Source organism: Streptomyces melanosporofaciens (assembly GCF_900105695.1).
In the GTDB taxonomy this organism is placed as follows: Bacteria; Actinomycetota; Actinomycetes; order Streptomycetales; family Streptomycetaceae; genus Streptomyces; species Streptomyces antimycoticus.
Genome location: NZ_FNST01000002.1, coordinates 6,720,696 through 6,747,007, shown reverse-complemented (window position 1 = coordinate 6,747,007; position 26,312 = coordinate 6,720,696). Strand labels below are relative to the sequence as shown.

Sequence of the window (26,312 nt, the reverse complement as noted above, 5' to 3'; positions counted from 1 at the left end):
TGATGGGCCACGCACCCGGGGACGCTACGCTGCCCACACCCGGCAGTTGATCCTCGACCGCCGGCTTCCCACCGACCACCCCGCCTGAATCGGTCACGCCTGGCCATCTCTGGCCAGAAACCGATCAGCGCACGATCAGCCTCTGGATAGCGAAGACTCAATGTCGTGGTTTGAATCATTCATCCTCGGGCTGGTCCAGGGGTTGACTGAGTTTCTTCCGATCTCCTCCAGCGCCCATCTGCGGCTCACGGCCGCGTTCGCCGGCTGGAACGACCCTGGGCCCGCGTTCACCGCGATCACCCAGATCGGCACGGAGCTCGCGGTGCTCATCTACTTCCGCAAGGACATCGTCAACATCGTGTCGGCCTGGTTCCGCTCGCTCTTCAGCAAGGAGTGGCGCGGCAACCACGACGCCCAGATGGGCTGGCTGGTGATCGTCGGCTCACTGCCCATCGGTGTGCTCGGGCTCACCCTGCAGGACGCGATCGAGGGCCCGTTCCGCGATCTGCGGCTCATCGCCACGACCCTCGTGGTCATGGGCGTGGTCCTGGGCTTCGCGGACCGGCGTGCGGCGCGCGATGAGTCGGGCGGTCGGCATCGCGTCGCCAACCAGCGCAAGACGCTGAAGGAGCTGAGCATCCGGGACGGCCTCATATTCGGCGTCTGCCAGGCGATGGCGCTGGTGCCGGGCGTCTCCCGGTCCGGCGCGACCATCAGCGGCGGACTGCTCATGGGCTACACCCGCGAGGCGGCGGCCCGCTACTCCTTCCTTCTCGCGGTGCCGGCGGTGCTCGCCTCGGGCGCCTTCGAACTGAAGGACGCGTCCGAGGGGCATACGGCGTGGGGCCCGACCATCTTCGCGACCGTTATTGCCTTCTTTGTCGGATATGTCGTCATCGCGTGGTTCATGAAGTTCATTTCGAGCAAGAGCTTCATGCCGTTTGTGATCTACCGGATTCTGCTGGGCATCGCGCTCTTCGCGCTGGTGGGCTTCGGTGTGCTGAGCGCCCACGCGGCCGAGTCGGCGGGCTGACGCTTCCCCGCACGGACAGGGATCCGCACAGACAGGGATCCGCACGGACAGGGATCCGCACAGACAGGGAGATGGGCCGCCGGCCGAGGAGGGAGGAGTCCGGCGGCCCCTTCGCTCAGGTCTGGCGCCCCCTGAGCGGCATGGGACGAGTCAATCGCCCGGCGGGGCACCCGGGAAGGGTGTGCGGTAGATATATGCAAGCACTCGCATCACACCGGGTGTGAATTCCTCACCCAGCGCACGCCCCTGCCCTGAGCCGGCGGGACACGGGACGGTCACACCGACGGTTCGGTGACGATCTCCACCAGCCGGCTCAACGAGTCGATCCGCCAGTCCGCCATCGCCGCGTCGGCGGTATCGGCCCACAGATACGCCCACGGCCCCCGGCGGATATGCGCGGCCCGCAGCCCGGCGGCCTTCGCCGGCCGGATGTCGAAGGCCGGATAGTCACCCACGTACAACGTGTCCCCCGGCGCGGCGCCGCCGAGCTCCAGCACCCGCCGGAAGAACTGCGGCTCGGGCTTGGCGACCCCCCACTCGCTGGACGTCGCCACGGCGTCGACCGGCAGCCCCAGCTCCCGCAGCAGCTCACCGGCCCGCAGCGTCTGATTCCCGGCCAGCACCACCCGCACCCCCGACTCCCGCAGCGCGCCGAGCGCGGGCCGCACATCGGGGTACACGTCGGTCTCGTCCAGCCACTCCCCCCGCCCCGCCGCCTCCCGGGCCCGCCACTCGGCGTCGATGTCCACGCCCGGCCGCAGCAGACGGATCGCGTCCTTGTCGTCCCGCCCCTGCGCGACGACGGCACCCACCAGCGCGGACAGGGTGTGCCGCGGCACCCCGAGCCAGTCGGCCCAGAAACCCCAGTAGCGGTCCTCACGGACGAGGGTCGAGCCGATGTCGAACACGACGCTCTCGATCACCGCGGCCCCTTCCTCCGGCTCCTGCGCTCACACCTTCTCGGGCCCCTGGCCCTCCCAGTCCGCGTAACGGATCCGGGCGAGGTCCAGCACGTCACCGACCGTGCCCCACTCGTTCTTCCCCAGCCGGGACAGCGGCCGCAGCCTGGTGATCTCCGCATGCCCGTCGACCATCACCGCGTCGTCGATCGCGGCATGCACCACCCGCCCGAAGACCACCGTCGAATTGCCGAGCCCCATCGTGCTGTGCACCACGCACTCCAACGCCACCGGCGACCCCGCCACCCGAGGCGGCTTCACCCGCGCACTCGCCTCCTGCGCCACCCCCACCGCCTCGAACTCGCTCACCCCGTGCGGAAAGTCCGTCGCGGTCGCGTTGACCTGCTCGAACAGCCCCTCCGGCGCGAGGTTCACCACGAACTCCCCGGTGTCCTCGACGTTCCGCAGCGAGTCCTTACGCCCCACGGAGGTGAACTGCACGATGGGCGGAGCCACGGCCGCGACGGTGAAGAACGAATGCGGGGCGAGGTTCGCCGAAAGGTGGTCTCGGCTGATCGTCGAGACCCAGGCGATCGGCCGGGGCACGACGACCGAGGTCAGCAGCTTGTAGAAGGGAGTAGAGCCCAGGGCCTCGGGGTCGAAATCGATACGCATGCCGCCCAGTATCCGCGCAGGTGGCGGCGCATCCTAACGAGGGATCGCAGCATCACCCAGCTCCTGAGTTCCACGGAAGGTGCCCGGTGTCGGAAGACACGAGCATCCGGAGCTGAGCACCACCATGTCCGCCGTATCCCTCTGGGACGACTTCGACATTCCACCCCAAGCCCGCACCGGCCGCGTCACCCTCAACCTCTACGACCAGCTCTCCGCCTGCGCCCCGAAGCGCCCGGGCACCTACCCGCGGATCTCTTTCGACCGCTTCGGCCTGGAGGCGGGCGTCGACCGCCAGCACGAAGACGCCGAGGACACCCGCCGACGCCTGCGGTGGGGTCCCTTCGCCAAGATCTACAAGGAGAACGACACCTCCGCGTTCAATGCCGTGGCTTGCTCGCCGAGACAACACTTCACCTCCGCGTCGCGGGGGCGTAGTCACCGGCAGCACCCATGTCGTGGCGAGCGCCCGGAGTGGTGGGTGAGGCCGCCAGCAGCCGACCTGCCGCGTCGGCGATGACCTGCCACGCCGAGCCGGGCTCGTCGGACATGGCGGCGCCGACACGGCTGAGAGCTACCGCGGAGCTGCGCACCGACCGGTGACCGGTCGGTGCGGGCCCGGTCTACCGGTTCGCGGCTTCGCGAGAGGCGATCCGGTTCGTGCGACCGACCGCGCGGCCCACGGCGTTGCGCACCGCGAGGCCCGGCCGGGTGCGGGGCACCATGAGCCTGGAGAGCAGACCGACGCGTCGCTGCCGCGGGCCTACCTCACGGCGCAGCCGCGACTCGTAGGCGGCGAAGGCGCGGGCGTGATCACCGGGATGGGCGGCGAGCTCTTCCGCGAGGGCGTACGCGCCCGCCATCGCCATGCTGGACCCGTCGCCCAGCAGGGCTGTCGCCGCCGCCGCGTCCCCGAGCAGTACGACCCGTCCGCGGGACCACGAGGGCATCCGGACGGTGGTCAGGGGGTCGAAGAAGGGAGCCGGGTGGTCGAGGAACGCCGCCACGAGTTCCGGTGCCCGCCACCGCACGTCGGCGTAGGCCTCGGCCACGGTCTGCTTGTGAAGGGCGATGTTCTTGCGGTCGTGGGGCGCTAGCTGTGCGGCCCGGAAGGTGAAGATCGCGAGCGGAGTGGTCCGCGAGGGGTGGAGGACCAGCATCCGGTTCGGCGCGGTCAGCATCGTCATCTCGTTCGGGTCCTCGATGGCGTCGGGTTCCAGCGGGACGGTCGCGCCGTACAGGCCCAGGTCGCTCGCGAACTGCCGCTCGGGTCCGAATACCAGGCGCCGTACGGTGGAGTGCATCCCGTCGGCACCGACTATCAAGTCGAAGCGCCGTGGCGCGGACCGCCGGAAGGTGACGTCCACCCCACCTTCGTCCTGGTCGAGAGCGGTGACCGTGTCGTCGAACAAGAACTCGGCCTCGGTCTGCGCCGACCGGTGGAGCACCTCGGACAGGTCGGCTCGGGTCACCTCGACCGTCGGAGCCTTGTCCGAGGTGAGCGGGAGTTGCAGGATCCGCCTGCCGCCGGGGTCGAGCAAGGTCAGTGACCGATTGCGGGTGGCGAGAGCGCGGAGCTGCGGAAGGATGCCCATGCGGTCGGCGACCGGGATCGCGGGCCCCTTCACGACGATCGCGCTGCCACCGGAGCGCAGCTGCCGGGCGTGTTCGACGACCGTCGGCCGGTATCCATTCTGGGAGAGCCAGTATGCGAGTGCGGGCCCTGCGATTCCGGCACCGACTATCAGCACCTCGGGCTTCTTCATGACGATGACCTCGCGGAGTGTCGATGACCAGGTCCCCGGCGAGTGCCGGGCCGGGTCCCAGGGGCGGCGGCACCGGGCAGCGCAATCGGGTCAAGGTACGATCAATTTCGTACCTCAGTGGAGCACATGCTTCAGGTACGATGCAAGTCGTACCTGAAGGGAGTGCCGCGTGGCCGGGATGAACCTGGTCGGCCCCGAGGCCGACGCGCTCGATCTGGGTGCGGTATTTCGCGCCCTCGCCGACGAGCACCGTCGTTCGGTGATGACGGAGTTGGCCGCCGACCGCAGCGACAGCGAGCGGGGCTGCAACTCGTTCAATCTTCCGATCTCGAAGCAGACCCAGACCCACCACTTCCGGGTCCTGCGCGAGGCAGGTCTCATTGACGAGATCGACTACGGCAACCGCAAGGGCATCCGACTACGACGCGCGGACATCGAGAAGAGATTCCCCGGGCTGCTCACGCTCCTGGGCGCAGAGTCCCCGGGCGGTACTGCTCCTCGCTGAACACAGCTGAGCACACCGGAAGGAGTCCGAGTCGGCCCTGAGCCGCGAGCTCGACAGGATCCAGCTCGCGCCCGGCTCGCAGGTAGCCGAGCACGACCCGGCCACGAATGGATCGGTGTCGCTTCGACCACCGTCCCGCGCTCGTGATCGGCGCCGAGCTCTTCCGCACCCTCCCCATACCTACGCCCAGCTCGCCGCCGGATTCGGTGTGGGCACCACCACCGCCCACTGGCACATCGCCGAGGCCGTCGACATCCTGGCCGCTCTGGCTCCAACCCTCGCCAAGGCGGTGAGGACAGCATCCGGGAAGGCGTTCGTGATCCTGGACGGCACGTTGCTGCCGATCGACCGGATCGCCGCCGACCGACCCTTCTACTCCGGGAAACATAAGAAGCACGGCATGAACGTGCAGGTGATCGCCGACCCGGCGGGACGGTTGCTGTGGGCCTCGCCCGCGCTGCCGGGATCTGTCCACGACATCAAGGCCACGCGAACCCACGGCATCATCGGTGCCCTGCCGGGGCCGGGGTGGAATGCTTGGGCCGACAAGGGCTACCGGGGCGCCGCCGACACCGTGCGAGTTCCCCACTGGGGGCGCTGGGAGACTCTCTCCCCTGGTCAGCGGGCCGTCAACCCTGGCCCAGACGTTCAAGATCGTCTACCCGGACCTGAAGAACCCTCGGACCCAGCACTGGGAGGGGGCCGGGCGGCTCTTCGATCTCCTGCTGTGACACCTGCTGATGCTGGGCTCGCTATGCCGGGATGACAGTGGCCAGGTCGGCGGGCATCCGGCCCCGAAGGTCGTGCCATTCACCCTCGCTGATATGGCGCTGCAGGGTCTCCAGGACGGTGTGGACCAGCTGTTCGGTGTCGCCCTGGATCGCGTACGGGAAGTCGTGCCGGATCCGCTGGTAGAACTCCTCGCTGTGCATCTTCACGGGTGTCTCCGCGGGTTTCCACCCGTCGTAGTAGATGCCGCGCACCAGGAGCGGGAGCTGTGCGCCGAACTGGACGGCCTCGTCCACCGTCAGCCGGTCCCGCAACTGGTGCAGGACCGCGCGCAGGGCGGCGTACGACTGTTTACGGCGCTCCTTGGGCCAGCCGTACGCGTCCTCGATCTCCTTGAGGAGCCGGTTGGTCTTGTCGACCGTCGTGTCGAACGCGGGAAAGCCTGTCGCAACCATCGTGTTCGTCCTTCCGGTGCCCGCGGCGGCCGCCCGGCGGAGCGGGGGCCGCCGCGGGGAGGAGAGAGCCGGTTCGCGGCCGGCAGGCGCGCGGTCTCAGGGGCCGCCCTGCGGCTGCCGCGACTGCTGCGGCGGCTGTTGTTCCTGCTGGGGTTCCTGCTGCCGCCGGCTTTCGCCTTGAACGCTCTCGGTGATCTCTATATGGCGGGGCTTGGCAGCCTCCGCCTTGGGAACGGTGATCGTAAGGACGCCCTCGGACATGGCCGCCTTGACGCCCTCGGTGTTCACCTCGCTCGGGAGCAGCAGCCGGTACTCGAACCGACCGGTGCGGCGGCCGCCGCGGCGCAGGACGCCCTTGCGCTCCCGTTCCTTGATCTCTCCGGTGACGGTGAGCTCCTGGCCGTTGACCTCGAGGTCGATGTCCTGGCACTTGACGCCGGGGAGTTCGAGTTCGACGTGGTATGCCTCGTCGCCTTCGGTCACATCGGCGGCGGGCGTCCATGTCGCCAGACCGGGCGTCGCCGCTCCGCCGACCGTGGATTCGAGGAGACCGCCCATCTGGTTGAGCAGATCGTCGAATTCCGCCAGCGGATTGCGCGCCCACACCCGGGGTCGGTCCATCGCGCCTTGGCGCTGCTGTTGCTGTCGTCGGGCGGGTGTGCTCATTGTCCTTCACCTCCGGTCGTGTGTAGCGGATGCGTGCGGGTCACCGCCCGGTGCGGCGGACCGGCCGGACGGAGCTTGGATGTCACCGTTCGGGCGAGTGGGGTCGGCGGTGGTGTGGTCGAGGTGGTCATGGACGTGGTGGATGGCCATCGCCCCCTCGCCGGCCGCCGAGGCCACCCGCTTGACCGAGCCGCTGCGCACATCACCGGCGGCGAAGACCCCCGGCAGCGTGGTCTCCAGGCTCAGACAGCCGCGGCTCTGGCCCTGCCAGACGCCGGCGGCCGAGCGGGCCTCGGCCTCGTCGCCGGTGAGCACGAAACCCCGGTCGTCCAGGGCCAGGACACCGGTGAGCCGGTCGGTGCACGGCTTGGCCCCGATGAAGACGAACAGCGCGCGGACGTCCACAGTGCGGCGCTCCCCGGTGCGGGTCTGCTCCACAGTGCGGGTCTGCTCCACCACGTTCGACCGCAGGACGTCATCGCCGCGTACCTCGCGGATCTCGGTGTCCACAGCCACGCTCACCCGGGGAGGGCGCTCGATCCCGGGGACCTTGAGTCTGCGGTACCGGGCGCCGGTGGCCAGCACGACGGTACGGCACAGCGTTTCGCTGCCGTCGGCGAAGGTGACGCGGTAGTGGCCGTCGTCCGGTTCGAGGGAGGTCGCCTCGGCCGGGATCCGTACCTGCGTCCCGAACTTGCGGGCCTGCAGCACACGCCGCTCGGCCAGTTCCGAGCCGGGGATCCCGGCCGGGAAGCCGAAGTAGTTCTCGATCAGGGACGAGGTACCGGCCTGACCGCCGGTGGCCACCGCGTCCACGACCGTGGTGGACAGCCCGTCGGAAGAGCCGTAGACGGCGGCGATCCCCGCCGGGCCACAGCCGACGACCGGCAGATCGTTTTGGCTGCGGTCGGGGACCGGTGGGGTGAGGCCGATGAGCTGGGCCAGTTCGGCATTGCCGGGGTTGCGCAGCACCTGGTGCTCACGCCAGATGACGATGGGGGTGTCCTCCGGGCTGACCGCGACGCGGCGCAGCAGAGCCTCGGCCTCCTGGTCCGCCTCCAGATCGATCCAGCGGTGCGGCAGCCGGTTGCGGGCCGCGAACTCGCGCAGCCGCCGGGTGTCGGGCGAGTAGCGCGAGCCGAGGATGCGGAACCCGGCGCCGGCCCCGACCAGCTGGGCGCGGCGGCCCAGATAGGCGCGGAGGACGAGGTCGCCGAGGCAGGGGTCACGGGCCATCAGCGCCCGCAGCCGGTCCACCGGGAGGGCCAGCACCTCCCCGGCCTCCCGGGCGTGGGCGGTGTAGAAGGCCAGCTGGCCCTGGAGCAGGCCCAGTTCGCCGAGGAAGCGCCCCGGTCCGTGCACCCTCAGCAGCCGCTCGTCCGGGGTGCCGTGGTGCTCGGTGATCGCGACCGAGCCGCTGAGGATGACATAGAAGTCCGTGCACTGGTCGCCCTCGCGGATCAGCACCTGACCGGGCCCCACCGGATGGCGGGTGCCATGCCCGGCGAGGAACGTGATCTGCTCGTCCGTCAGCCGCGGATACGCGCCGTACACATCCGGGGTCTCGTCCGGAACCGCTCCCTCGGGTGCGGTGCCCGCGAACCGGTCCTCGCCCGTCATCAGGCCATGGCCTCGTGGGCGTAGCACCACCGCCATGTCTCGCCCGGTTCCAGGGGCTCGACGATGGGGTGTTGTTCGGCGTACGCGTGCGAACGGGCGTGCTTGAGCGGCGAGGAGTCGCAGCATCCAACGTGTCCGCAGGTCAGGCAGAGCCGCAGATGGACCCAGGGGGACCCCAGGCGCAGGCACTCCTCACACCCCTCGGGGCTGCGCGGGGTGACCTGGCGCACCATCGACAGGTGCGGATCGGGCTCGATGGCCATGGCGTTCACCCTTTCTTGCTGTCGCGGCCCGTCATCACCTGCCCGACCCACGAACGCAGGGTGCCCGCGGGCGCCGCGCCCGCGCGGCGGGCGACCAGTTCTCCCTTGTCCAGGATGAGCAGGGTCGGCACGGCCTGCACCTCGAACCGCTGGGCGAGCCGGGGGTTACGGTCGATGTCGACCTTGACGAGTTTGATCTCTCCGGCGAGTTCCCGGGCCACCTGCTCCAGCGCGGGGCTGACCATGCGGCACGGCCCGCACCAGGTTGCCCACAGGTCGACGACGACGAGGGGGTCGGCTTGCTCGGCGACCTCGGCGAAGTCCCGCTCCTCGGCGTCCACGATCCACGGCAGCGGGTCCTTGCAGTTGCCGCAGCGGGGACGGCCCTCCGACGCCGCGGGCACCTTGTTGGTCTTCCCGCAGGTGGGGCAGGTGATGGTGGGGGCCTTGACGGTCTGGCTCGGCATCGTTCTCACGCGGCCTTTCCGAGTCCTGCGGTCTCCGGCTGCCGTTCGTAGGTGACGACGAGTTCGCCGTGTTGGGCGTCGACCTTGACGGTGGCGCCTTCGTCGACGTCGCCGCGTAGCAGGGCGCGTCCGATGAGGGTTTCCACTTCGTGGGAGATGAAGCGGCGCAGCGGGCGGGCCCCGTAGACGGGGTCGTAGCCTTCGTGGGCGATGACCTGGCGGCCGGCGGGGTGAGTTCGACGGCGATCAGGCGTTCGGCCAGGCGTTTGCGCAGTTCGTCGAGTTGGAGTTCCACGATGCGTTCGATCTGGGGCTCGCCGAGTGGCTTGAACAGCACGATGTCATCGACCCGGTTGAGGAACTCGGGGCGGAAGTGGCCGCGCAGCTCGCTCATCACCAGGCCCCGGGCGTCCGGCTTGAGCTCGCCGTCGGAGGTGACGCCGTCCAGCAGGTGCATCGAGCCGATGTTGGAGGTCATGATGATCACGGTGTTGCGGAAGTCCACCAGCCGCCCCTGGGCGTCGGTGATCCGGCCGTCGTCCAGGACCTGCAGCAGGGTGTTGAAGACATCGGCGTGCGCCTTCTCGATCTCGTCGAAGAGCACCACCGAGTACGGCTTGCGCCGCACCGCCTCGGTGAGCTGACCGCCCTCCTCGTAGCCGATGTATCCGGGAGGGGCGCCGACCAGCCGGCTGACGGTGTGCCGCTCCTGATACTCGCTCATGTCCAGGCGGATCATGTTCTCCTCGGTGTCGAAGAGCGCGGCGGCCAGCGCCTTGGCCAGCTCGGTCTTTCCGACGCCGGTGGGCCGAGGAAGATGAACGAGCCGATCGGCCGGCGCGGGTCCCGGATGCCCGAGCGGGCCCGGATGATGGCGTCGGTGACCAGCTTGACCGCCTCGTCCTGGCCGATGACCCGCTCCTGGAGGATCTCGTCCAGGCGCAGCAGCTTCTCCCGTTCGCCCTCCTTTAGACGGGAGACCGGGATGCCGGTCCAGGCGGAGACGATGTCGGCGATCTCCTCCTCGGTGACCACCTCGCGCAGCAGCCGGTGCGCCCCCTGCTTGGCGGCCAGCTGCGCCTCCTCGGCGGCCAGCTTGCGCTGAAGCTCCTGGAGCCTGCCGTAGCGCAGTTCGGCGGCGCGGTTGAGGTCGTAGGCGCGCTCGGCCTCCTCGGCCTCGCGGCGCACCTCCTCCAGCTCCCGGCGTAGCTCCTGCACCCGGCGGATGGACTGCCGCTCGGCCTCCCACTGGGCGTGCTTGGCGTCGGCCTCGGCGCGCAGATCGGCCAGTTCGCGGCGGAGTTCCTCCAGCCGCTGCGCGCTGGCGGGGTCGGTCTCCTTGGAGAGCGCGGCCTCCTCGATCTCCAGCCGGGTGACCCGGCGGGTGGTCTCGTCCAGTTCGGCGGGCATGGAGTCGATCTCGGTACGCAGCCGGGCGCAGGCCTCGTCCACCAGGTCGATGGCCTTGTCCGGCAGGAACCGGTCGCTGATGTAGCGGTGGCTGAGGGTGGCGGCGGAGACCAGGGCGGTGTCCTGGATCTTGACGCCGTGGAAGACCTCGAGACGCTCGCGCAGGCCCCGCAGGATGGAGATGGTGTCCTCCACACTCGGCTCGTCCACCAGCACCATCTGGAAGCGGCGCTCCAGCGCGGCGTCCTTCTCGATGTGCTTGCGGTACTCGTCCAGGGTGGTCGCGCCGATCATGTGCAGCTCACCGCGGGCCAGCATCGGCTTGAGCATGTTCCCGGCGTCCATGGCGCCCTCGGCGGCCCCGGCGCCGACCACGGTGTGCAGCTCGTCGACGAACAGCAGGATCCGCCCCTGCGCGGACTTGACCTCGGTGAGCACCGCCTTGAGCCGCTCCTCGAACTCCCCGCGGTACTTCGCCCCCGCCACCAGCGAACCCATGTCCAAAGCGAAGATCGTCTTGTCGCGCAGCCCCTCGGGTACGTCGCCGCGGACGATGCGCTGGGCCAGGCCCTCGACGATGGCGGTCTTGCCGACACCGGGGTCGCCGATGAGCACCGGGTTGTTCTTCGTCTTGCGGCTGAGGATCTGGGTCACCCGGCGGATCTCCGCGTCCCGGCCGATCACCGGGTCCAGCTTGCCCGCACGGGCCTCCAGCACCAGATCCCGCCCGTACTTCTCCAGCGCCTCATACGCCACTTCGGGGTTGGCGGAGGTGACCCGCTGACTGCCACGCACCTGGGTCAGGGCATTCAGGAACGACTCGGGGGTGATCCCGTGCTCCCCCAGCACCCGCCCGGCCGCGGTGGCCGACCCCTCCCGGGCCAGTGCGAGCACCAGGTGCTCCACCGACACGTACTCGTCCTTCAGCCGCCTGGCCTCCTGTTCGGCGGCATCCAGCAGGTGGGACAGCCGCTGGGTGACGAAGACCTGCCCCGGCGTGGTCCCCGGGCCGGTGACCCTGGGTTTGCGGGCCACCTCCGCCTCCAGCATGGTGCGCACCGCCTCCGGATCGGCGCCCAACTGGCCGACCAGCCGGGGCACCAGCCCCTCGGGCTGCTCGAGCAGAGCCAGCAGCAGATGCTCACCGTCCACCTCGGTATGGCCATAACCCTGGGCCCTGGACTGGGCATCCTGGAGCGCTTCCTGAGACTTCTGGGTGAGGCGGTTCATGTCCATGGCGGTTGTTCACTCCTCACGCCACTGCGGCGCAATGCGGCTTCCAGCAGATCGATACGGTCCAGCAGATCCAGCACCAGACCGATAGAGGCGTAATTCAGACACAGCCCGGAATGCAGCCGCTCGACGCGGCCCAGCGCCGCCGGAGCCTCGGGGGCGAACACCAGCCGCCCCGCGGCATCATGCTCCGCCTCCACCAGACCAAGGGCGACAAAGCGCCGGATCAGCTCGGGGTGCAGCCCGGTACGGCTGGCCACCGTCTCCAAAGACAACCGGCGCGCGGGCACCAGCTCGTAGTGGACGGACGTCACGGGCGCGTACCGCGTGACGGTGACCGTCCCGGATGCATGGGTGCTCATCGCTCCCTCCCGGGTGTGTGGGTGCTCCCAGGTGTGTGGGTGCTCATCGCTCGCTCCTGGGGTCGAAGGAGGAGGTGCGGCCCAGCTCCTCGAACAGCTCCCGCTCCCGGTCGCCGAGGCTGGGCGGCACCATGACACGGATCTCGGCGTACAGATCGCCGTCGGGCCCGCGCCGGTTGGGCATGCCCTCACCGCGCAGCCGCAGCCGGCGGCCGCTGGAGGATCCGGGCGGGACCGTCACCTTGGCGGTGCCGCCGGGCGTGGGCACGGGGACGGTCGCGCCGAGCGCGGCCTCCCAGGGGGCCACCGGGAGCGTCACATGGATGTTCCGGCCGTCCAGCCGGAACCGCGGATGGGGCTGGATCCGCACCCGTAGATACAGATCCCCGGCCGGTGCGTCCCCGGTGCCCCGGCCGCCCTGCCCGGCCAGCCGGATGCGCTGCCCGTCGACGACGCCCGCCGGGACGTTCACCTCGAACGTGCGCTGCTGCCCCGAGGCTCCGGCCAGGGTGACGGCACGATGTCCGCCGTGGAAGGCGTCCTCGACGGTGAGCGGCAGCTCCGCCTCCTGGTCGGCGCCGGGGATATCCACACGCCCCGCGCCCCCGCCCGGGCCCGCGCCGCCGCCGAAGAACGCGCCGAACAGATCCTCGAAGTCCACACCCCCACCTCCGGCGTCCTCGCCGAAACCACGCGTGAACCGCACCCGCCCCCCGTCCCCGGCCGTCGTCCATCCGTGGAAGCCACCACCGGCACCGGCGCCGACGCGCTCCTCCCAGTCCTCGGGGATCTTGCGGAAGTCCTCACCGAACCGGTCATAACGAGCCCGCGTCTTGGGATCGGAGAGCACGCTGTAGGCGTCGTTGAGCTCCTTGAACCGCTCCTCCGCGTTCGGGTCCTTGTTCACATCGGGGTGAAGGCGGCGGGCCCGGGTGCGGAACGCCTGCTGGATCTCATCCTGGCTCGCACCCCGCGAGACACCGAGCACCTCGTAGTAATCCCGTGCCATCGCCGGCTCACTCCCGCTTCGCCACAGCCACGGCCACCGGCCTGAGCTGGTTCCCGGGGTCCCCGTAGCCCGGCCGCAGCACCTGGACCACCGTGCCCGGCTCGGCCTCGGGGTCCTCCACCACACCGACCACCTCATGCCGGGCCGGGTCGAACGGCACCCCCGTCTCCCCCTGCCGCTCGTAGCCGAGCTGGGACAGGGTGTTCACGGCCTGATCGCGGATGGCCTTGACACCCTCCACGATCGAGCCGGGGTCGGCCTCGGCGTGGGACAGGGCGAGTTCGAGGTTGTCGATGACGGGCAGCAGGGCCGCCGCCGTACGCGCCCGCTCCGCGGCCCGCTCCCGCTCGACCTCCCTGGCATGGCGCTTGCGCAGATTCTCCAGATCGGCCAGGGCCCGGCGCCAGCGGTCGTCCAGCTCCGCCAGCGCGGCGGCCTGCTCCCCGGACGCGGTGTCCTCGGGCCCGCCGGCCGCGTCCGGGCCGGGGCCCTCCCCGCCCGTCCCGCGCGCCTCCGCGCCACCCGGGGCGGGCAGACCCTGCTCCTGCTCCGGCTCCGTCACGGCGCCTTCCGGCACCGGTTCGGGCTGCTGCGGTTGAGTGGACATCGCGGCCTCTCCGTCAGCCTTCCTCTGCCTTCGCCGGATCGGCCGGGTCCGTCATACGGCCCGGTCGGTCAGCCCTTGTCGAACTCGGCGTCGATGACGTCCTCATCGCCCCCGGCCCCTGCCCCTGCATCCTGGGCACCGCCCGCCGCGCCCGCGCCGGCACCGGCACCGGCACCGGCACCGGCCGTCTCATGCGCGGCCAGGCCCGCGTGGACCTGCTGGAGCTCGGAGACCAGCGGCCTGGTCTTGTCGACACCGGCCGCGTTCCTGACCGCGTCGCGGGCATCGTTCACCAGCAGCTCGGCACGCGACCGCTCATGGGAGGGCACCGCATCACCCAGGTCGGAGAGGCGCTTCTCGACCTGGTAGGCAATGGCATCCAGCTCATTGCGCGCATCCACGGCCTCGCGCAGCGCCTGGTCCTCGCCCCGGTTGCGCTCGGCCTCCTGGACCATGCGCTCGACCTCGCCGCGGTCGAGATTGCCGGTCTCGCTGATCTGGACGGACTGCTCCTTACCGGTGTCCTGGTCGCGCGCGGTGACATTCAAGATGCCATTCGCGTCGATATCAAAGGTCACCTCGACCTGCGGTTCGCCCCGCGGCGCCGGACGGATACCGGTCAGCTGGAAACGCCCGAGCACCCGGTTGTCAGCAGCCCGCTCACGCTCACCCTGGAGGATCACGATGTCCACGGCCTGCTGATTGTCCTCGGCCGTGGAGAACGTCTCGGTGCGGCGCACCGGAATCGTGGTGTTCCGATCGATGATCTTCGTCATGACGCCGCCGCGGGTCTCCACGCCCAGCGACAGCGGGGTGACATCCAGCAGCAGCACATCCTTGACCTCGCCCTTGAGCACCCCGGCCTGAATCGCGGCACCCAGCGCCACGACCTCGTCGGGGTTGACGCTCATATTGGGCTCCTTGCCCCCCGTCAGCCGCCGCACCAGAGCCTGCACCGCCGGAATCCGGGTCGAGCCGCCGACCAGGATCACCTCGTCGATGTCGCTCTCCCCGGCCTTCGCATCACCCATGGCCTGCTGCACCGGACCCAGACAGCGCTCCACCAGATCGGCGGTGAGGTGCTCGAACGTGGACCGCATGACGGTCTCGGTCAGATGCTTGGGACCGGCGGCGTCCGCCGTGATGAACGGCAGGCTGACCTGGGTCTGGGTCACCGAGCTCAGTTCGGTCTTGGCCTTCTCCGCGGCCTCGAAGAGCCGCTGCAACGCCTGCGGATCCTGGCGCAGATCGATGCCGTTCTCCTGATGGAACTTATCCGCCAGATGATCCACCAGCCGCCTGTCGAAATCATCGCCGCCCAGATGGCTGTCGCCCGCCGTGGAGCGGACCTCCACCACCCCGTCCCCCACGTCGAGAATCGACACGTCGAAGGTTCCGCCGCCGAGGTCGAAGACCAGGACGGTCTCATGGCCCTTCTTGTCCAGGCCGTAGGCCAGGGCGGCCGCGGTCGGCTCGTTGATGATCCGCAGCACCTTCAGACCGGCGATCTCACCGGCGTCCTTGGTGGCGCTGCGCTGGGCGTCGTTGAAGTACGCGGGCACCGTGATGACCGCCTCGGTGACCCGCTCGCCGAGCTGCTTCCCGGCGTCGTCGGCCAGCTTGCGCAGCACCTGGGCGCTGATCTCCTCCGGCGAGTACAGCTTCCCGCGCACGCTGAAACGGGCCAGGCCGTGCTCGTCCGGGACGACGTCGTAGGCCACCGCCCTGGCCTCGCCGGACACCTCGTCGTAGTGCCGGCCGATGAACCGCTTGGCCGAGTAGATGGTGCCCTTGGGATTGAGAATCGCCTGGCGCCGGGCCAGCTGCCCCACCAGCCGTTCACCGGTGTCGGTGAAGGCCACCACCGACGGTGTGGTGCGGCTTCCCTCGGAGTTCGGAACCACCGAGGACTCACCGCCCTCCCACACGGCGATCACCGAGTTGGTGGTGCCCAGGTCGATGCCGACTGCCTTGGCCATGGCAACTCCTTCCGGGGCGGCCACGGGCCACAGTCAGCACCCGGTCAGCCGCGGGAGCGGTTAACGAGCCTCTACCACAAAGGGTGACAAACCGGGCCGCCGCTGGTCCAGCGATCCGGGGACGAATATCGGCGCCCCGAGCGCGCCCCGGGACGGGGGTCCGTCAGCGCGAGCCGTCCGGGTGCAGGACGACCTTGGTCCAGCCCTCGTCGCGGCGGTCGAAGTGCTGATAGCCGCTCGGAGCCTCATCCAGCCCGAGCTCATGGGAGACGACCCAGCTGGGCTCGGCCTTGCCCCCGGCGATCAGATCGCGCAGCATCCGGTTGTATCGCTTCACCGGCGCTTGGCCGGTGCCGATCCGCCGGCCCTTGAACCACAGCTTGCCGAAGCCGATCGGCACCTTGCCCTGGGCCTCGAGTTCACCCATCAGCCCGACCGGGCCCGCGCCGAAGACAACGGTCTGGTCCCCGGGCTTGACGCCGGCCATCTCGGTGGCGTGGTAGCCGGTGGGAAAGATGTCGGCCAGCATCACATAGTCCAACTGGCGCTCCTCGGCGTCCTCACCGAGCCGCAGTGCGTTGAAGTCGCCGTACGGCACGCGCAGATACTCGGCCTGGCCGCCCTGGTACGGCCCCATGTCCGCGAAGCCGTACGCAGCTCCGGCCGCAGAGGGTTCCGGCTGCATGGTCAGGCAGTAGTTGGTCAGCCCGCGTTCGCACTGTTTGCAGAAGCCGCAGGCGATGTTGAACGGCAGTACCACGTACTGACCGACCTTGACCTTTCTGACCGCCGAGCCGACCTCGACGACCTTCCCCAGATTCTCGTGCGCTCGCTTCATCACCGTCTCACCCGTAACGCCCGCCCGCGACCGGGGAGTTATCGGTCCAGTTCAGTCCGGGGCGAGGTCCTGCTCGACCCAGATCGTCTTGCCGTCCGCGCTCTGCCGGGTGCCCCAGCGCGTCGCCATCTGGGCGACCAGCATCAGACCGCGGCCGCCCTCGTCGAAGACCCGGGCCCGCCGCAGATGGGGTGCGGTGCTGTTGGCGTCGGAGACCTCGCAGATGAGGCCGCGGTCGCGGATCAGCCGCAGCCGGATGGGCGGACGGCCGTAGCGGATCGCGTTGGTGACCAGTTCGCTGACGATCAGCTCGGTGGTGAAGAGCGTCTCCTCGAGACCCCAGGCCATCAGTTGCCCGGTGGTGTTCCGGCGGGCCTCGGCGACGGCGGCCGCGTCCGGGGGGATGTCCCAGGTGGTGACCCGGTCGGCGGGCAGAACCCGGGTTCGGGCGAGGACCAGGGCCACGTCATCCTCGGGACGGGCCGGGAGCAGGGCCCGCAGGACGTTGTCGCAGAGCGCCTCCAGGGACGGGGCGGGCCGACTCAGGACCTCGCGCAGCGTCTCCAGCCCCTCGCCGATCTCGCGCTCGCGGCCGTCGATCAGGCCGTTGGTGTACAGGGCCAGCAGACTGCCCTCGGGCAGCTCCATCTCCGTGGTCTCGAAGGGCAGCCCGCCCAGCCCCAGCGGCGGACCGGTGGGAGAGCCAAGACGATCGGCGGTGCCGTCCGGGCTGACCACCAGCGGTGGAAGATGGCCCGCCGAGGCGAGGGTGCACAGGCGGGAGACCGGGTCGTAGACCGCGTACAGACAGGTGGCGCCGACGGCCCCGCCGATCTCGGGATTCTCGTCCGAGGACAGCCGGGTGACCAGGTCGTCGAGGTAGGTCAGCAGCTCACCGGGCGGCAAATCGATATCGGCAAGAGTGCGCATAGCGGTGCGCAGCCGCCCCATCGTGGCCGCCGCCTGGATACCGCGCCCCCTGACATCGCCGACCACCACGGCGGCGCGGGCGCCGGACAGCGGAATCGCGTCGAACCAGTCGCCGCCCACCCCGGCCCAGGCACCCGCGGGCAGATAGCGCGAGGCGATCTCCAGCGCCGTCAGCTCGGGTATTCCCTGCGGCAGCAGGCTGCGCTGCAGGGTCACGGTCGTCATGCGTTCCCGCAGATAGCGGCGGGCGTTGTCGACACAGACGGCCGCCCGTGCGGTGAGCTCCTCGGCCAGCATCGTGTCGTCCTCGGAGAAGGGCACCGGGGTGCGGTGGCGGGCGAAGAAGGCGGCACCGAGGGTGACCCCGCGGGCGCGCAACGGCGCCACGATCACCGAATGCATCCCGTGCTCCCGGATCCGGGCGGCCCGGTCGGGGTCCGTGGCCTCCCAGCGCGCCAGCAGGTGCTCCGTCACCCGGTGCCGCGCGGCCCGGCCCTCGATCAGGCACGCCGCCGTGGGGGACCGCTGGGGATGCGTGGCCAGCTCGCCCACGCCGACCACCGCCTCCGGGACGCCCTCCAGGACCGACCGGTGGGCCGCGCGCCGCAGGGTGATGGGCCCGCGCAGCGGCCCCTCCGGGGGCTCGTCGCCCCGGTGGAGGAAGGTGAGCAGATCGACACTGGCGAAGTCGGCGAACCGGGGGACCGCCACCTCGACCAGCTCCAGGGCGATCCGGTCCAGGTCCAGGGTGCTGCCCAGCCGCGCCCCCGCCTCGCTGAGCAGCAGCAGCCGCTGCCGGGCCTCCTGCTCGGCGGTGGTGTCGCGCGCTGCGAAGCACACGCCCTGGCGCCTGCCGGTCCGGTCGACCAGCGGGGCCAGGGAGACCGACCACCCGTGCTCACGGCTCTCGCCCGACCCCTGCAGATGCGTCTCCAGCTCGAGCCGTTCGCCGCTCTCCAGCACCTCCCGCATGGCCCGCTCGACCCGCTCGCTCTCCCCGCGGCCCACCAGCTCCGTCAGCCGCAGCCCGCGCATCTGCTCCTCGCTGCGGGCAGTGGCGGCCTCCATGTCGGCGTTCGCCGACACCAGGCGCAGCTCCGTGTCGAAGACCGCCAGGACGCACGGGCACTGGGCGAACGCGCGGTCCGCCGGCGCGCCCGGCTCCTGGGAGGACGACTCCCGGGGCAGCGGTTCCTGGGGGAGCGGCTCCCGGGGCGCGGCGCAGACCAGCAGCCAGCCCGCGGATCCGCCATCCACCGGGCCGCGGTGCGCCAGCAGCTCGACGTCCACCCGGCGCCCGTCCCGGTGGCACAGCGCGACCCGTCCGCTCCACCGCGCCCGGTCCACCAAGCACGGTCCGGCGCCCTCGCCGGCGTTCCCGGCCGTCCGCTCGGCGCGCAGCTCGCCCGCCGCCCGCCCTACGACCTCCTCGGCGCGATAACCCAGCAGCCGCCGCGCGCCCTCGCTCCACCCGGTCACCACGCCGTGGTCGTCGACGGTGGCCGTGGCCAGGTCGGGGGCCCCGGGCGGGGGGTTCGGCCGGACGCGGCGGGTGGCGGGGTCGGGGGGCGTCATCGAACATCGTCCCGACGGCTCAGGGATCCGGCGGTCGCCACTCGATCATCAAAATCGTGGCGTCGTCGCTGAGCTCACTGTGCCGGTGATCGAGGATGGCGTGGATGAGCAGCCGGAGCACCTCGGGGGCGTTCTCCCCGGCGGCCGTCGAGCGGATGATGTGGTCGGCGAAGCGCTCCAGGCCGAACTGCTCGCCTCCCTCGTCGCGCGACTCCACCACCCCGTCGGTGTACAGCAGAATCCGGTCGCCGGGCTCCAGGGTCGTCTCATGGATCCGGCGGGGCGCCGCCGACAGCCGCGGGGGCAGCCCCAGCGGCGGTTCGGAGGCGCGCTCCAGCTCCTTGTCCAGCAGCCGCTGCTGGAGGTCGACCAGGTAGATCACCGCGCGGCCGATACCCACGGCCTCGGCGTAGCGGTCCAGGGCCACTGGGAGCTCCACCGGTGATGCCTCGTGGGTGGCCCGGAGCAGCTCGTCCAGCGACTGCTCAGCAGCCTCGGCCGAGGTCGACACGCTCGCGTCCACCATGCGGTCCACCTTACGGCGGCCGGCCGCCCGGCGGCCCTGGGACAGCGGCCGGCTCGCGCACGGCCGCCTCCGGCTTCGGCGACCCCGCCGACGTCGAAGCGCTCACTCACCGGATGAGCGAGCGGGAACAGCAGATCCGCGACCTCCGCGCCGCCCTCGACGAACGAGACGAGGACCTCGCCGCCGCCCGCCGCGAACCGGGAGCTGATGGCTCGGCTCAACCGCTGACTGCGCCAGCGCCGTCTGACTTGGTTCACTGTGGGCGACAGCGTTTATCTACCGGTCCGGGGGCGGTTGATGGTCCAGCTGCTCGTCATGACCTCGACGGAGACAATGGTCGGCTATGGATCACTCCCCTCAGGAAGGGCGGCTCGTCCAGGCCCTCGACGATGATGGCCCGGTCGGTGATCTCAACGGGCCCGGTCGCGCCAAGGGTTCGCAGATGGTGCTGCGGCTTGGATACGGCCCTTCGGGTACGCGGACCCCTCGGCGGCCGTCCAGGATGTGCCGGACATTGAGCCGTAGTACCGGCCGCGTGTGCCGCGGGCCGGTACAGCCGCGCCGAGCACGAACCCGACGATGGAGGCGCCGTGCGTGTCGGTGCACTGCCGGTCGATCTTCACGTCCGTGCAGTGCGGCAGGCCGAGGTTGCCTCTGGCGGCTGGGCGCAGTGACGCACAGTTCAGCGTGCGGCAAGGCCATCACTCGCTCCCGGCCCACCGCGGAACCGCGGCCGGCACGGATCCCGAAGGCCCGTGCGGTCAGCGGCGCGGCCCGGTGGTGGAGACGCGGGGCCTGAACGCGGTCCTGTACGAATCATCACGGCGATCAGGGGCACCCGGCGATCGGCGGACGGAGTTCCGCCGGTGCGCTCAGGAGGGCGACCGCTCGACGTTGCCCGGACCACCCACCGCATCACACGGAAGGGGAGAGATCACCATGACCCACACCTCCGAAACCGGCGAGACCACCGGCACCAGGGACAAGGACTACAACCTGATCTGGTACGTCGAGGCGTGTCTGAGCAACGCGCTGCGGATGGAGACCTACATCCAGGACGCGGAACGCACCAAGGACACCGAGGTCGCGGAACTGTTCCGCAAGGCCCAGGCCGACAGCCGCAAGGGAGCCGAGCTGGGCAAACAGCTGCTGAAGGCGCGACTCGGCAGCTGACCCGCCGGCCCGAGGGCCCGCGGCCGGCCTTCATAGGCCGGGACGCCACCGGGTCTGGCATGCGGGTCCGGTGCGGGGCCTGCCTACCGGCCCCCACCGGTCCCGGGCAGGTGGGGCGGGTCCGTCACCGGCACGGAGAACAGGACTAACGGGTGAGAACGGTGGCCGGACTGCTGGTCACCACGGGCTGGGGGCAGTTGCGGGCGCGTCCGGCCGCCGATTCCCTGGCTGAGGCCCGGCGCAGCGGTCTGGGGACGGCCGGCGTCCTCCTCGTGGCCGACGTGATCTCCGTACCCACCGGCCGGGCACGCCGCGCGCACTGCCTCGACGCGGTGGTCGAAGCGGGGTGGGTCCTTGCCTGGTGGTGCGTGCCCACCCAGGGGCCGGGCGGGGGTCGGCGCGCCGCGTAGGGCCCCTTGGCCCGGGTACTCGGATCGCCTCGGGTACTCGCATGCGCGGAGAGGAGAACCCATGGTGATGGCATGCGCCGCCGTTCCGCGCGGCCCTCTCCGGCGGTACGGGTCCCGGCAGGCGCTGTGACCCCGCCCGCCGTCGGTGTCGTCGTCGCCACCCGCAATCGCGCCGACATCCTCGCCACCGCCCTGGAACACCTCACGGCCCTGCCGGAACGGCCGCCCGTCCTGGTGGTGGACAACGGTTCGACCGACCACACCCGCGCCATGATCGCCGAACGTTTCCCCGGAGTGGACCTCCTGGCCCATCCCGCCAACCGCGGGGCATTGGCCCGCAACGATGGCGTACGCGCTCTGACGACCCGGTACATCGCCTTCAGCGACGACGACTCGTGGTGGCGGCACGGCGCGCTGAGCCGGGCGGCCCGTCTCCTCGACACCCATCCCAGGCTCGGGCTGGTAACGGCGCAGGTGCGGGTGGGTCCCGAGGAGCGACCCGACCCGCTCAACGCGGTGCTTGCCGCCTCCCCCGTCGGCCGGGCGCCCGACCTGCCGGGACCGGAGGTCTTCGGTTTCCTCGCCTGTGCCGCCGTGGTGCGCCGCAGTGCCTTTCTCGACGCGGGGGGCTTCCATCCCCTGATCTTCTTCGGTGGAGAGGAAACCCTTCTCGCCTATGACCTCACCGCGCGCGGCTGGGGCGTTTCGTACTGCGCGGAGGTGGTGGCCCACCACAACCCGGCCCCGGCACCCCGTCCCGGCCGCAACGCCGTGATGCGACGCAACGAGCTGATCGGCCACTGGCTGCGGCGCCCCCTCCCTCTCGCCTTCCGGAGCACCGCCCGGCTCCTTGCCGAGGCCACGTGTGACCCGGAGGCGCGGCTCGCCCTCCAGGGGCTGCTCGCCCGGCTCCCGGCGGCGCTGCGGCAACGCCGCCCGCTGCCGCCGTGGGTGGAGGAGGCCGTCCGGCGGGTGCCCGTGCCCTGAGACCGTGTCCTGAGTAGCCGAACAGGATTCACCCCCGGCGCCAGTCCCCGCTCTCCAGGTGGGACCCGGCCATCGGCCCCATGCGGAGCATGCCACCGTCCACCGCCCAGGAGGCGCCGGTGACATAGCCGGCGTCCGGGCCCGCGAGGAAGGCGATCACGGCGGCGACCTCCCGGGCGTCCCCGGGCCGCCCCAGCGGGATTCCCGGCCGGTTCTGGCCGCGGACGTCCATGTCCTCCTGGCCGGTCATCGCAGTGGCGATCTCGCCCGGTGCGACCGCGTTGACCCCGATCCCGTGTTCGGCCAGTTCCAGGGCCATCACCTGGGTGAGCAGGCCGAGCCCGCCCTTGGCCGCGCAGTAGGGTGCGGCGCCCACCCGTGGCTGGTGTTCGTGGACGCTGGTGACGTTGACGATCCGGCCGCCCCCGCCCTGGCGGATCATCCGGCGGGCCGCGCGCTGCCCGCACAGGAACGGGCCGACCAGATCGACGTCGAGGACCTGTTGCACGGTGGTGTGGTCGAGGTCGAGGAAGGGGGTGGCGGTTCCCGTGCCCGCGTTGTTGACGAGGACGTCGAGGCGTCCGAGGGCGTCGGCCAGCCGGTCGACTGCCTCGGCGGCCTCCGGGAGACCAGTGAGGTCCATCCGCTCGATCACGGCCCGCCGCCCGCGTTCCCGTACCTCGGCCGCGGTCCGTTCGGCCCCTTCGTGGTCGGTGTTCCAGGTGATGCCGATGTCCATGCCGTCGTCGGCGAGCCGCACTGCTGTGGCGCGGCCGATGCCGGAGTCCGCGCCGGTGATGACGGCGGCGCGGGCGAAGCGGTCGGATCGGGTGGTGTCGCCGGGGGTCATCCGGCGGCTCCGGTGGGGGTGGTCGGATGCGGGCGGCGGGGCGCGGGGGCGGCCGGGCGCGGAAGCCTGCCGACCGCCGCCAGGACATCGGCCACGCTGATGGCGAGCAGTCGTTCGTCGGGGACGGTGCCGTGCGCGTCCCCCGGCCGGGGCGTGGCGTCGCTGCCGTACCAGAGCGCTTGGTGCAGGTCGCAGCGCGGTGGTCCCCACAGCCGGGGGGCCACCGGTCCGAAGAGGACGACGGAGGGAGTGCCCAGGGCCGTCGCCAGATGTGCCAGGCCGGTGTCGCCCACGACCACGGCCCGGGCCCGGGCGACGAGTGCGGCGAGGTCGGCGAACGGTACATCGGCATCGCCGCCGAGCACGGCCGACCGAGGCAGCCCGGCAGCCCGGGCGACCTCATGGGCCAAGGGGGCCTCATCGGCGCCCGCGGTGACGACGACCCGGTGACCGGTCGCGGCGAGGGCCCGTCCCACCGCGGCGAAGCGCTCGGCGGGCCACCGGCGCGCGGCGGCGTCGGCGCCGGGATGCAGGACCACCGCTCCGGGCGCGGGCGAGCCGCGGCCCTCGGGGACGGTCATCCGCTGGTCCCCCGGGTCGGCCGGGATGCCGTACCAGAGGAGCAGCCGGCACCAGCGGACCCACTCGTGTTCGTCGTCGCGCCACAGCGGTCCGGGGATCTGGGGGGTATCGGGGTGGGCGTAGGCCAGGGTCCGGCCCGGCCGCAGGGCGTTCAGCAGACGGTGGCTGGGCGGCCCGTTGCCGTGGAGGTCCACGGCCACCTCCGGTGGCGGTCCGGTCCAGTCGATCCGGTGGGGGACGGCCCGGGCGGGAGCCGAGGTGGGGAGCAACCGGTCGACGGCTCCGGTCGCCGCCGCGGCCTCGGCCAGGCGGCCCGGTGCGGCCAGCAACAGCTCGTAGCCGGGGTGGGAGCGCCGCAGTGCGCGGAGGGCCGGGACGGCCGTGAGCAGGTCGCCGAGGCCGAGAGCGCGCAGGACCAGCAGGCGGGGGCCGCGGCCCGCGGGGCGCGTCATCGGCGGGTCCGCGAGGGGACCGGGGGCGGGGCCGGGCGGACAGTGGCCCCGAGGGCCGCCCGACGGGCGAGTTCGGTGGTGGACCGGCCGTCAAGATACGGCAGGACGAGGGCCTGCCCGCCCCATTCGCGCAGCACGGCGGCCTCGGGCAGGGTGTCGGCGCTGTAGTCGCCGCCCTTGACCCAGACGTCCGGGCGCAGTCTGCGCAGCAGCGGCTCCGGGGTCTCCTCGTCGAAGACGGCGACGGCGTCGACGCAGCCCAGTCCGGACAGTACCCGGACCCGGTCCGCGACCGGGTTGATCGGGCGGCCGGGGCCCTTCAGACGGGCCACGGAGGCGTCGGAGTTGACGCACACGATCAGACAGTCACCGGTGCGGCGGGCGTTCTGGAGCAGTCCGACGTGGCCGACGTGCAGCAGGTCGAAGCAGCCTCCGGCGGCGACGACGGTACCGCCCCGGGCACGGACCGCCTCGGCCAAGCCGTAGGCGTCGCACGGGTGCCCGGGGGCCTCGTCGCCGCTGAGGACCTCCCCGGGCCGGAGGCCACCGGCACCACCCGACGCCACGAAGGCGGCGGCTTCGGCGACAGCGAGCTGGACCGCCTCCTCCGGCAGCCCTCCGCCCGCCAGCACGCTCGCGGCAGTGGCGGCGAAGCAGTCTCCGGCGCCGCAGGGGTCGCCCTGGGCCCGGTGGGCGGCCGGAACGTACATGTGATCGCCGCTGTGCGGGCGGGTGAGGAGCGCACCGCGCTCCCCCAGGGTGACGGCGACGGCCGCGGCGCCCCAGCGCTCACCGAGACGGCTGCCGCGCGCTCCGTGGACGCGCAGGGATTCCTGATCCTTCCTGGGACCGCCGTCGGAGCCGAGGAGCAGCCGGGCCTCGGCGGCGTTGGGGGTGGCGAGCCGTACGCCGGGCACGGGCCGTTCACCGCGCGGGTGCGGGTCCCAGACCAGAGGTGCGGTGTGCGCCGCGTCGGCGAGGTGCCGGCGCAGCGCGACCGCGGTGCCGCGACCGTAGTCGGCGACCAGGACGGCTCCGGCGTTCCGTAGGGCGGCGACGGTGGCCCTCCCAGGGCTTCCCGGCGTTCCGCCCCCTCGGTCGACGCGGACCAGGGGGTGGCCTCCGGCGCGGATCCTGGTCTTGACCGGGAGGGTGCCGTCCAGGGGCAGCTCGGCCAAGGTGACCCGGGAGCGCAGGGCCTCACGGACGGTCCGGCTCGCGGCGTCGTCGCCCAGCGCGGTGACGAGGACGACCTCGCGCCCGCCGCGGGCGGCGAGCAGAGCGGCGAGTCCGGCACCGCCGGGCCGGCTGCGGTCCACGGTGACGTCGACGACGGGAGCCGGGGCATCGGAGGCCAGGCGGGTGGCTTCGCCGTCGACGTCCTGGTCCAGCAGGGTGTCACCGACCACGACCAGGGGTCGCTGCGCGGCGCTCATGGGCACCTCCGGTCGGTCGCGCGGCTGGGACGGGGGGCGTGGGGCTGGGCTCGCGGGAGATCGTGGCGCCGTGTGGTCACGAGGTCGGCGGTGTCCGTGGTGAGGGTCTCGTGCCCGTGGTCGAGGATCTCGTGGTCGGCGGTGCCCGTGGTGAGGGTCTCGTGGCCGAGGAGGTCGTGGGCGTGGTCGAGGGTCTCGTGGTCGTGGTCGAGGGTCTCGTGGTCGAAGGTCTCGCACAGCAGATGGAGGGCCACCAGGTGGGCCTCCTGGACGGTCGCCGTGGTGCCGGAGGCGATACACAGCGTGTCGTGGGCCCGGAGGGTCAGCGGGTTGGGACGAGGGCCGGTCATGGCCCAGACCCGCAGCCCGGCGGCGCGCCCGGTGTCGGCGGCGGCCAGCAGGTTGGGGCTGCGTCCGGAGGTGGACATCAGGACCAGCACATCGCCGGGTCTGCCGTGTGCGGCGACCTGCCGGGCGTACAGCTCCTCGAAGCCGTAGTCGTTGCCAATGGCGGTGAGGCTGGAGGTGTCGGCGGGCAAGGCGATGGCCGAGTAGGCGGGCCGTTCGCGGCGGTAGCGGCCGACCAGTTCGGCGGTCAGGTGCTGGGCCTGGGCGGCGCTGCCTCCGTTGCCCGCGGCGATGAGCCGGCCGCCGACCGGGAGGGTGGCGGCCAGGTGGCGGCCCCACGCGGTGATCTGTTCCAGGCCGTTGTCGCGCAGGTGCGCCACGGCGTCCTGGAGCGATTGGCAGTGTGCCTGGGCGGCGCGCAGCGTGTCGGTCATGGTTGTCCGGGCCGGTACTTCGCCGGTGGGCGGGTCCGGCCCGCACCTCCTTCCCGTTGAGCGGGGCGGCCACCCGCAGGTGGCCGCCGTCGGGAC

General features: G+C 71.5%; 24 protein-coding genes and 3 pseudogenes. 7 read left to right on the top strand and 20 right to left on the bottom strand.

The genetic code is table 11. From position 1 onward, the window contains the following. Nucleotides 1-160 precede the first annotated feature (160 nt). The gene (locus BLV72_RS32050; RefSeq protein ID WP_059145874.1) at nt 161-1,033 is read left to right on the top strand and encodes an undecaprenyl-diphosphate phosphatase; all 873 of its coding nucleotides are present in this window, start codon (nt 161-163) and stop codon (nt 1,031-1,033) included. Nucleotides 1,034-1,308: 275 nt separating this feature from the next. Here BLV72_RS32050 and BLV72_RS32045 read toward each other — a convergent pair whose 3' ends face one another. Both BLV72_RS32045 and BLV72_RS32040 read right to left on the bottom strand, forming a co-directional pair. Then, nucleotides 1,309-1,956, bottom strand: coding sequence for an HAD family hydrolase (locus tag BLV72_RS32045; protein ID WP_093466675.1), 648 nt, complete (start codon nt 1,954-1,956; stop codon nt 1,309-1,311). Between the two features lie 27 nt (nt 1,957-1,983). Continuing rightward, on the bottom strand, nt 1,984-2,607 hold the full coding sequence (locus BLV72_RS32040; RefSeq protein ID WP_093466673.1) for a flavin reductase family protein: 624 nt from the start codon (nt 2,605-2,607) through the stop codon (nt 1,984-1,986). A 124-nt stretch (nt 2,608-2,731) separates the two neighbouring features. Here BLV72_RS32040 and BLV72_RS48165 point away from each other — a divergent pair, with 124 nt between their 5' ends. After that, nucleotides 2,732-3,124, top strand: coding sequence for a hypothetical protein (locus tag BLV72_RS48165; RefSeq protein WP_167746432.1), 393 nt, complete (start codon nt 2,732-2,734; stop codon nt 3,122-3,124). A gap of 103 nt (nt 3,125-3,227) precedes the next feature. Here BLV72_RS48165 and BLV72_RS32030 read toward each other — a convergent pair whose 3' ends face one another. Further along, the gene (locus BLV72_RS32030) at nt 3,228-4,370 is read right to left on the bottom strand and encodes an FAD-dependent monooxygenase (protein WP_093466669.1); all 1,143 of its coding nucleotides are present in this window, start codon (nt 4,368-4,370) and stop codon (nt 3,228-3,230) included. Nucleotides 4,371-4,539: 169 nt separating this feature from the next. On the opposite strand from BLV72_RS32030, the gene BLV72_RS32025 reads away from it, so the two are divergent. Together BLV72_RS32025 and BLV72_RS32020 are read left to right on the top strand one after the other, a co-directional pair. Beyond that, nucleotides 4,540-4,875, top strand: coding sequence for an ArsR/SmtB family transcription factor (locus BLV72_RS32025; protein ID WP_014059368.1), 336 nt, complete (start codon nt 4,540-4,542; stop codon nt 4,873-4,875). 175 nt (nt 4,876-5,050) lie between these two features. After that, a pseudogene (locus BLV72_RS32020) lies at nt 5,051-5,509 on the top strand (transposase family protein); the annotation flags it as partial. 118 nt (nt 5,510-5,627) lie between these two features. On the opposite strand, the gene BLV72_RS32010 reads toward BLV72_RS32020, so the two are convergent. From BLV72_RS32010 to BLV72_RS31950, 13 genes and pseudogenes are all read right to left on the bottom strand, one after another. Next, nucleotides 5,628-6,059, bottom strand: coding sequence for a DUF2267 domain-containing protein (locus BLV72_RS32010; RefSeq protein ID WP_093466667.1), 432 nt, complete (start codon nt 6,057-6,059; stop codon nt 5,628-5,630). A gap of 96 nt (nt 6,060-6,155) precedes the next feature. Further along, nucleotides 6,156-6,725: an Hsp20/alpha crystallin family protein gene (locus BLV72_RS32005; protein ID WP_093466665.1), complete on the bottom strand. Its 570-nt coding sequence runs from the start codon at nt 6,723-6,725 to the stop codon at nt 6,156-6,158. A gap of 6 nt (nt 6,726-6,731) precedes the next feature. Next, nucleotides 6,732-8,345: a cyclic nucleotide-binding domain-containing protein gene (locus tag BLV72_RS32000; protein ID WP_208905791.1), complete on the bottom strand. Its 1,614-nt coding sequence runs from the start codon at nt 8,343-8,345 to the stop codon at nt 6,732-6,734. Further along, on the bottom strand, nt 8,345-8,608 hold the full coding sequence (locus BLV72_RS31995) for a UBP-type zinc finger domain-containing protein (RefSeq protein WP_093470669.1): 264 nt from the start codon (nt 8,606-8,608) through the stop codon (nt 8,345-8,347). Before BLV72_RS31995 ends, BLV72_RS32000 begins: the two co-directional genes overlap by 1 nt. A gap of 5 nt (nt 8,609-8,613) precedes the next feature. Continuing rightward, nucleotides 8,614-9,075, bottom strand: coding sequence for a thioredoxin (gene trxA, locus BLV72_RS31990; RefSeq protein WP_093466661.1), 462 nt, complete (start codon nt 9,073-9,075; stop codon nt 8,614-8,616). A 5-nt stretch (nt 9,076-9,080) separates the two neighbouring features. Next, nucleotides 9,081-11,721, bottom strand: a pseudogene (clpB, locus tag BLV72_RS31985) (ATP-dependent chaperone ClpB). Beyond that, nucleotides 11,712-12,080 carry a chaperone modulator CbpM gene (locus BLV72_RS31980; RefSeq protein ID WP_093466659.1) on the bottom strand — a complete coding sequence of 123 codons (369 nt, stop codon included), beginning with the start codon at nt 12,078-12,080 and terminating at the stop codon, nt 11,712-11,714. Before BLV72_RS31980 ends, clpB begins: the two are co-directional and overlap by 10 nt. A gap of 43 nt (nt 12,081-12,123) precedes the next feature. Further along, nucleotides 12,124-13,089, bottom strand: a complete 966-nt coding sequence (locus tag BLV72_RS31975) for a DnaJ C-terminal domain-containing protein (RefSeq protein WP_093466657.1) — start codon at nt 13,087-13,089, stop codon at nt 12,124-12,126. Nucleotides 13,090-13,096: 7 nt separating this feature from the next. Beyond that, nucleotides 13,097-13,696 (bottom strand): nucleotide exchange factor GrpE, encoded by a 600-nt coding sequence (locus tag BLV72_RS31970; protein WP_093466655.1) that lies wholly within the window; start codon nt 13,694-13,696, stop codon nt 13,097-13,099. 68 nt (nt 13,697-13,764) lie between these two features. Further along, the gene (gene dnaK, locus BLV72_RS31965; RefSeq protein ID WP_093466653.1) at nt 13,765-15,675 is read right to left on the bottom strand and encodes a molecular chaperone DnaK; all 1,911 of its coding nucleotides are present in this window, start codon (nt 15,673-15,675) and stop codon (nt 13,765-13,767) included. A gap of 163 nt (nt 15,676-15,838) precedes the next feature. Beyond that, entirely contained in the window at nt 15,839-16,513 is a 675-nt protein-coding gene (locus tag BLV72_RS31960; protein ID WP_244321110.1) for an alcohol dehydrogenase catalytic domain-containing protein, read from the bottom strand. A gap of 51 nt (nt 16,514-16,564) precedes the next feature. Then, nucleotides 16,565-19,018 carry a SpoIIE family protein phosphatase gene (locus tag BLV72_RS31955; RefSeq protein WP_093466651.1) on the bottom strand — a complete coding sequence of 818 codons (2,454 nt, stop codon included), beginning with the start codon at nt 19,016-19,018 and terminating at the stop codon, nt 16,565-16,567. A gap of 19 nt (nt 19,019-19,037) precedes the next feature. Next, complete coding sequence (locus BLV72_RS31950) at nt 19,038-19,544, bottom strand: SpoIIE family protein phosphatase (protein ID WP_093466649.1); 507 nt, start codon at nt 19,542-19,544, stop codon at nt 19,038-19,040. A 939-nt stretch (nt 19,545-20,483) separates the two neighbouring features. Between BLV72_RS31950 and BLV72_RS31945 the strand changes: the two genes are divergently transcribed. From BLV72_RS31945 to BLV72_RS31935, 3 genes are all read left to right on the top strand, one after another. Continuing rightward, nucleotides 20,484-20,717 carry a hypothetical protein gene (locus tag BLV72_RS31945; RefSeq protein ID WP_093466647.1) on the top strand — a complete coding sequence of 78 codons (234 nt, stop codon included), beginning with the start codon at nt 20,484-20,486 and terminating at the stop codon, nt 20,715-20,717. A 152-nt stretch (nt 20,718-20,869) separates the two neighbouring features. After that, nucleotides 20,870-21,127: a hypothetical protein gene (locus tag BLV72_RS31940; protein ID WP_093466645.1), complete on the top strand. Its 258-nt coding sequence runs from the start codon at nt 20,870-20,872 to the stop codon at nt 21,125-21,127. A 72-nt stretch (nt 21,128-21,199) separates the two neighbouring features. Next, entirely contained in the window at nt 21,200-22,114 is a 915-nt protein-coding gene (locus BLV72_RS31935) for a glycosyltransferase family 2 protein (RefSeq protein WP_244321109.1), read from the top strand. A gap of 28 nt (nt 22,115-22,142) precedes the next feature. On the opposite strand, the gene BLV72_RS31930 is transcribed toward BLV72_RS31935, so the two are convergent. The 4 genes and pseudogenes from BLV72_RS31930 to BLV72_RS31915 all read right to left on the bottom strand — a co-directional run. Continuing rightward, nucleotides 22,143-22,964: an SDR family oxidoreductase gene (locus tag BLV72_RS31930; protein ID WP_093466640.1), complete on the bottom strand. Its 822-nt coding sequence runs from the start codon at nt 22,962-22,964 to the stop codon at nt 22,143-22,145. Beyond that, nucleotides 22,961-23,998 (bottom strand): glycosyltransferase family 9 protein, encoded by a 1,038-nt coding sequence (locus BLV72_RS31925; RefSeq protein ID WP_093466638.1) that lies wholly within the window; start codon nt 23,996-23,998, stop codon nt 22,961-22,963. The genes BLV72_RS31930 and BLV72_RS31925 overlap by 4 nt, the downstream gene beginning before the upstream one ends. After that, nucleotides 23,995-25,434: a D-glycero-beta-D-manno-heptose 1-phosphate adenylyltransferase gene (gene rfaE2 / locus BLV72_RS31920; protein WP_093466636.1), complete on the bottom strand. Its 1,440-nt coding sequence runs from the start codon at nt 25,432-25,434 to the stop codon at nt 23,995-23,997. The genes BLV72_RS31925 and rfaE2 overlap by 4 nt, the downstream gene beginning before the upstream one ends. A 221-nt stretch (nt 25,435-25,655) precedes the next feature. Then, nucleotides 25,656-26,216, bottom strand: a pseudogene (locus BLV72_RS31915) (D-sedoheptulose-7-phosphate isomerase); the annotation flags it as partial. Between the last annotated feature and the right edge of the window lie 96 nt (nt 26,217-26,312).

Excerpts from the sequence above, each read along its gene's own strand:
- BLV72_RS31970 (WP_093466655.1), bottom strand. The coding sequence starts at position 13,696 with ATGTCCACTCAACCGCAGCAGCCCGAACCGGTGCCGGAAGGCGCCGTG.
- rfaE2 (WP_093466636.1), bottom strand. The coding sequence starts at position 25,434 with ATGAGCGCCGCGCAGCGACCCCTGGTCGTGGTCGGTGACACCCTGCTG.
- BLV72_RS31945 (WP_093466647.1), top strand. The coding sequence starts at position 20,484 with ATGACCCACACCTCCGAAACCGGCGAGACCACCGGCACCAGGGACAAG.
- BLV72_RS32010 (WP_093466667.1), bottom strand. The coding sequence starts at position 6,059 with ATGGTTGCGACAGGCTTTCCCGCGTTCGACACGACGGTCGACAAGACC.
- BLV72_RS31935 (WP_244321109.1), top strand. The coding sequence starts at position 21,200 with ATGCGCCGCCGTTCCGCGCGGCCCTCTCCGGCGGTACGGGTCCCGGCA.
- BLV72_RS31925 (WP_093466638.1), bottom strand. The coding sequence starts at position 23,998 with ATGACGCGCCCCGCGGGCCGCGGCCCCCGCCTGCTGGTCCTGCGCGCT.
- BLV72_RS31950 (WP_093466649.1), bottom strand. The coding sequence starts at position 19,544 with ATGGTGGACGCGAGCGTGTCGACCTCGGCCGAGGCTGCTGAGCAGTCG.
- BLV72_RS32040 (WP_093466673.1), bottom strand. The coding sequence starts at position 2,607 with ATGCGTATCGATTTCGACCCCGAGGCCCTGGGCTCTACTCCCTTCTAC.
- BLV72_RS32050 (WP_059145874.1), top strand. The coding sequence starts at position 161 with ATGTCGTGGTTTGAATCATTCATCCTCGGGCTGGTCCAGGGGTTGACT.
- dnaK (WP_093466653.1), bottom strand. The coding sequence starts at position 15,675 with ATGGCCAAGGCAGTCGGCATCGACCTGGGCACCACCAACTCGGTGATC.
- BLV72_RS31930 (WP_093466640.1), bottom strand. The coding sequence starts at position 22,964 with ATGACCCCCGGCGACACCACCCGATCCGACCGCTTCGCCCGCGCCGCC.
- BLV72_RS32000 (WP_208905791.1), bottom strand. The coding sequence starts at position 8,345 with ATGACGGGCGAGGACCGGTTCGCGGGCACCGCACCCGAGGGAGCGGTT.
- BLV72_RS32030 (WP_093466669.1), bottom strand. The coding sequence starts at position 4,370 with ATGAAGAAGCCCGAGGTGCTGATAGTCGGTGCCGGAATCGCAGGGCCC.
- BLV72_RS31960 (WP_244321110.1), bottom strand. The coding sequence starts at position 16,513 with ATGAAGCGAGCGCACGAGAATCTGGGGAAGGTCGTCGAGGTCGGCTCG.
- BLV72_RS31975 (WP_093466657.1), bottom strand. The coding sequence starts at position 13,089 with ATGGCACGGGATTACTACGAGGTGCTCGGTGTCTCGCGGGGTGCGAGC.
- BLV72_RS31995 (WP_093470669.1), bottom strand. The coding sequence starts at position 8,608 with ATGGCCATCGAGCCCGATCCGCACCTGTCGATGGTGCGCCAGGTCACC.
- BLV72_RS48165 (WP_167746432.1), top strand. The coding sequence starts at position 2,732 with ATGTCCGCCGTATCCCTCTGGGACGACTTCGACATTCCACCCCAAGCC.
- BLV72_RS31955 (WP_093466651.1), bottom strand. The coding sequence starts at position 19,018 with ATGACGCCCCCCGACCCCGCCACCCGCCGCGTCCGGCCGAACCCCCCG.
- BLV72_RS32005 (WP_093466665.1), bottom strand. The coding sequence starts at position 6,725 with ATGAGCACACCCGCCCGACGACAGCAACAGCAGCGCCAAGGCGCGATG.
- trxA (WP_093466661.1), bottom strand. The coding sequence starts at position 9,075 with ATGCCGAGCCAGACCGTCAAGGCCCCCACCATCACCTGCCCCACCTGC.
- BLV72_RS31980 (WP_093466659.1), bottom strand. The coding sequence starts at position 12,080 with ATGAGCACCCATGCATCCGGGACGGTCACCGTCACGCGGTACGCGCCC.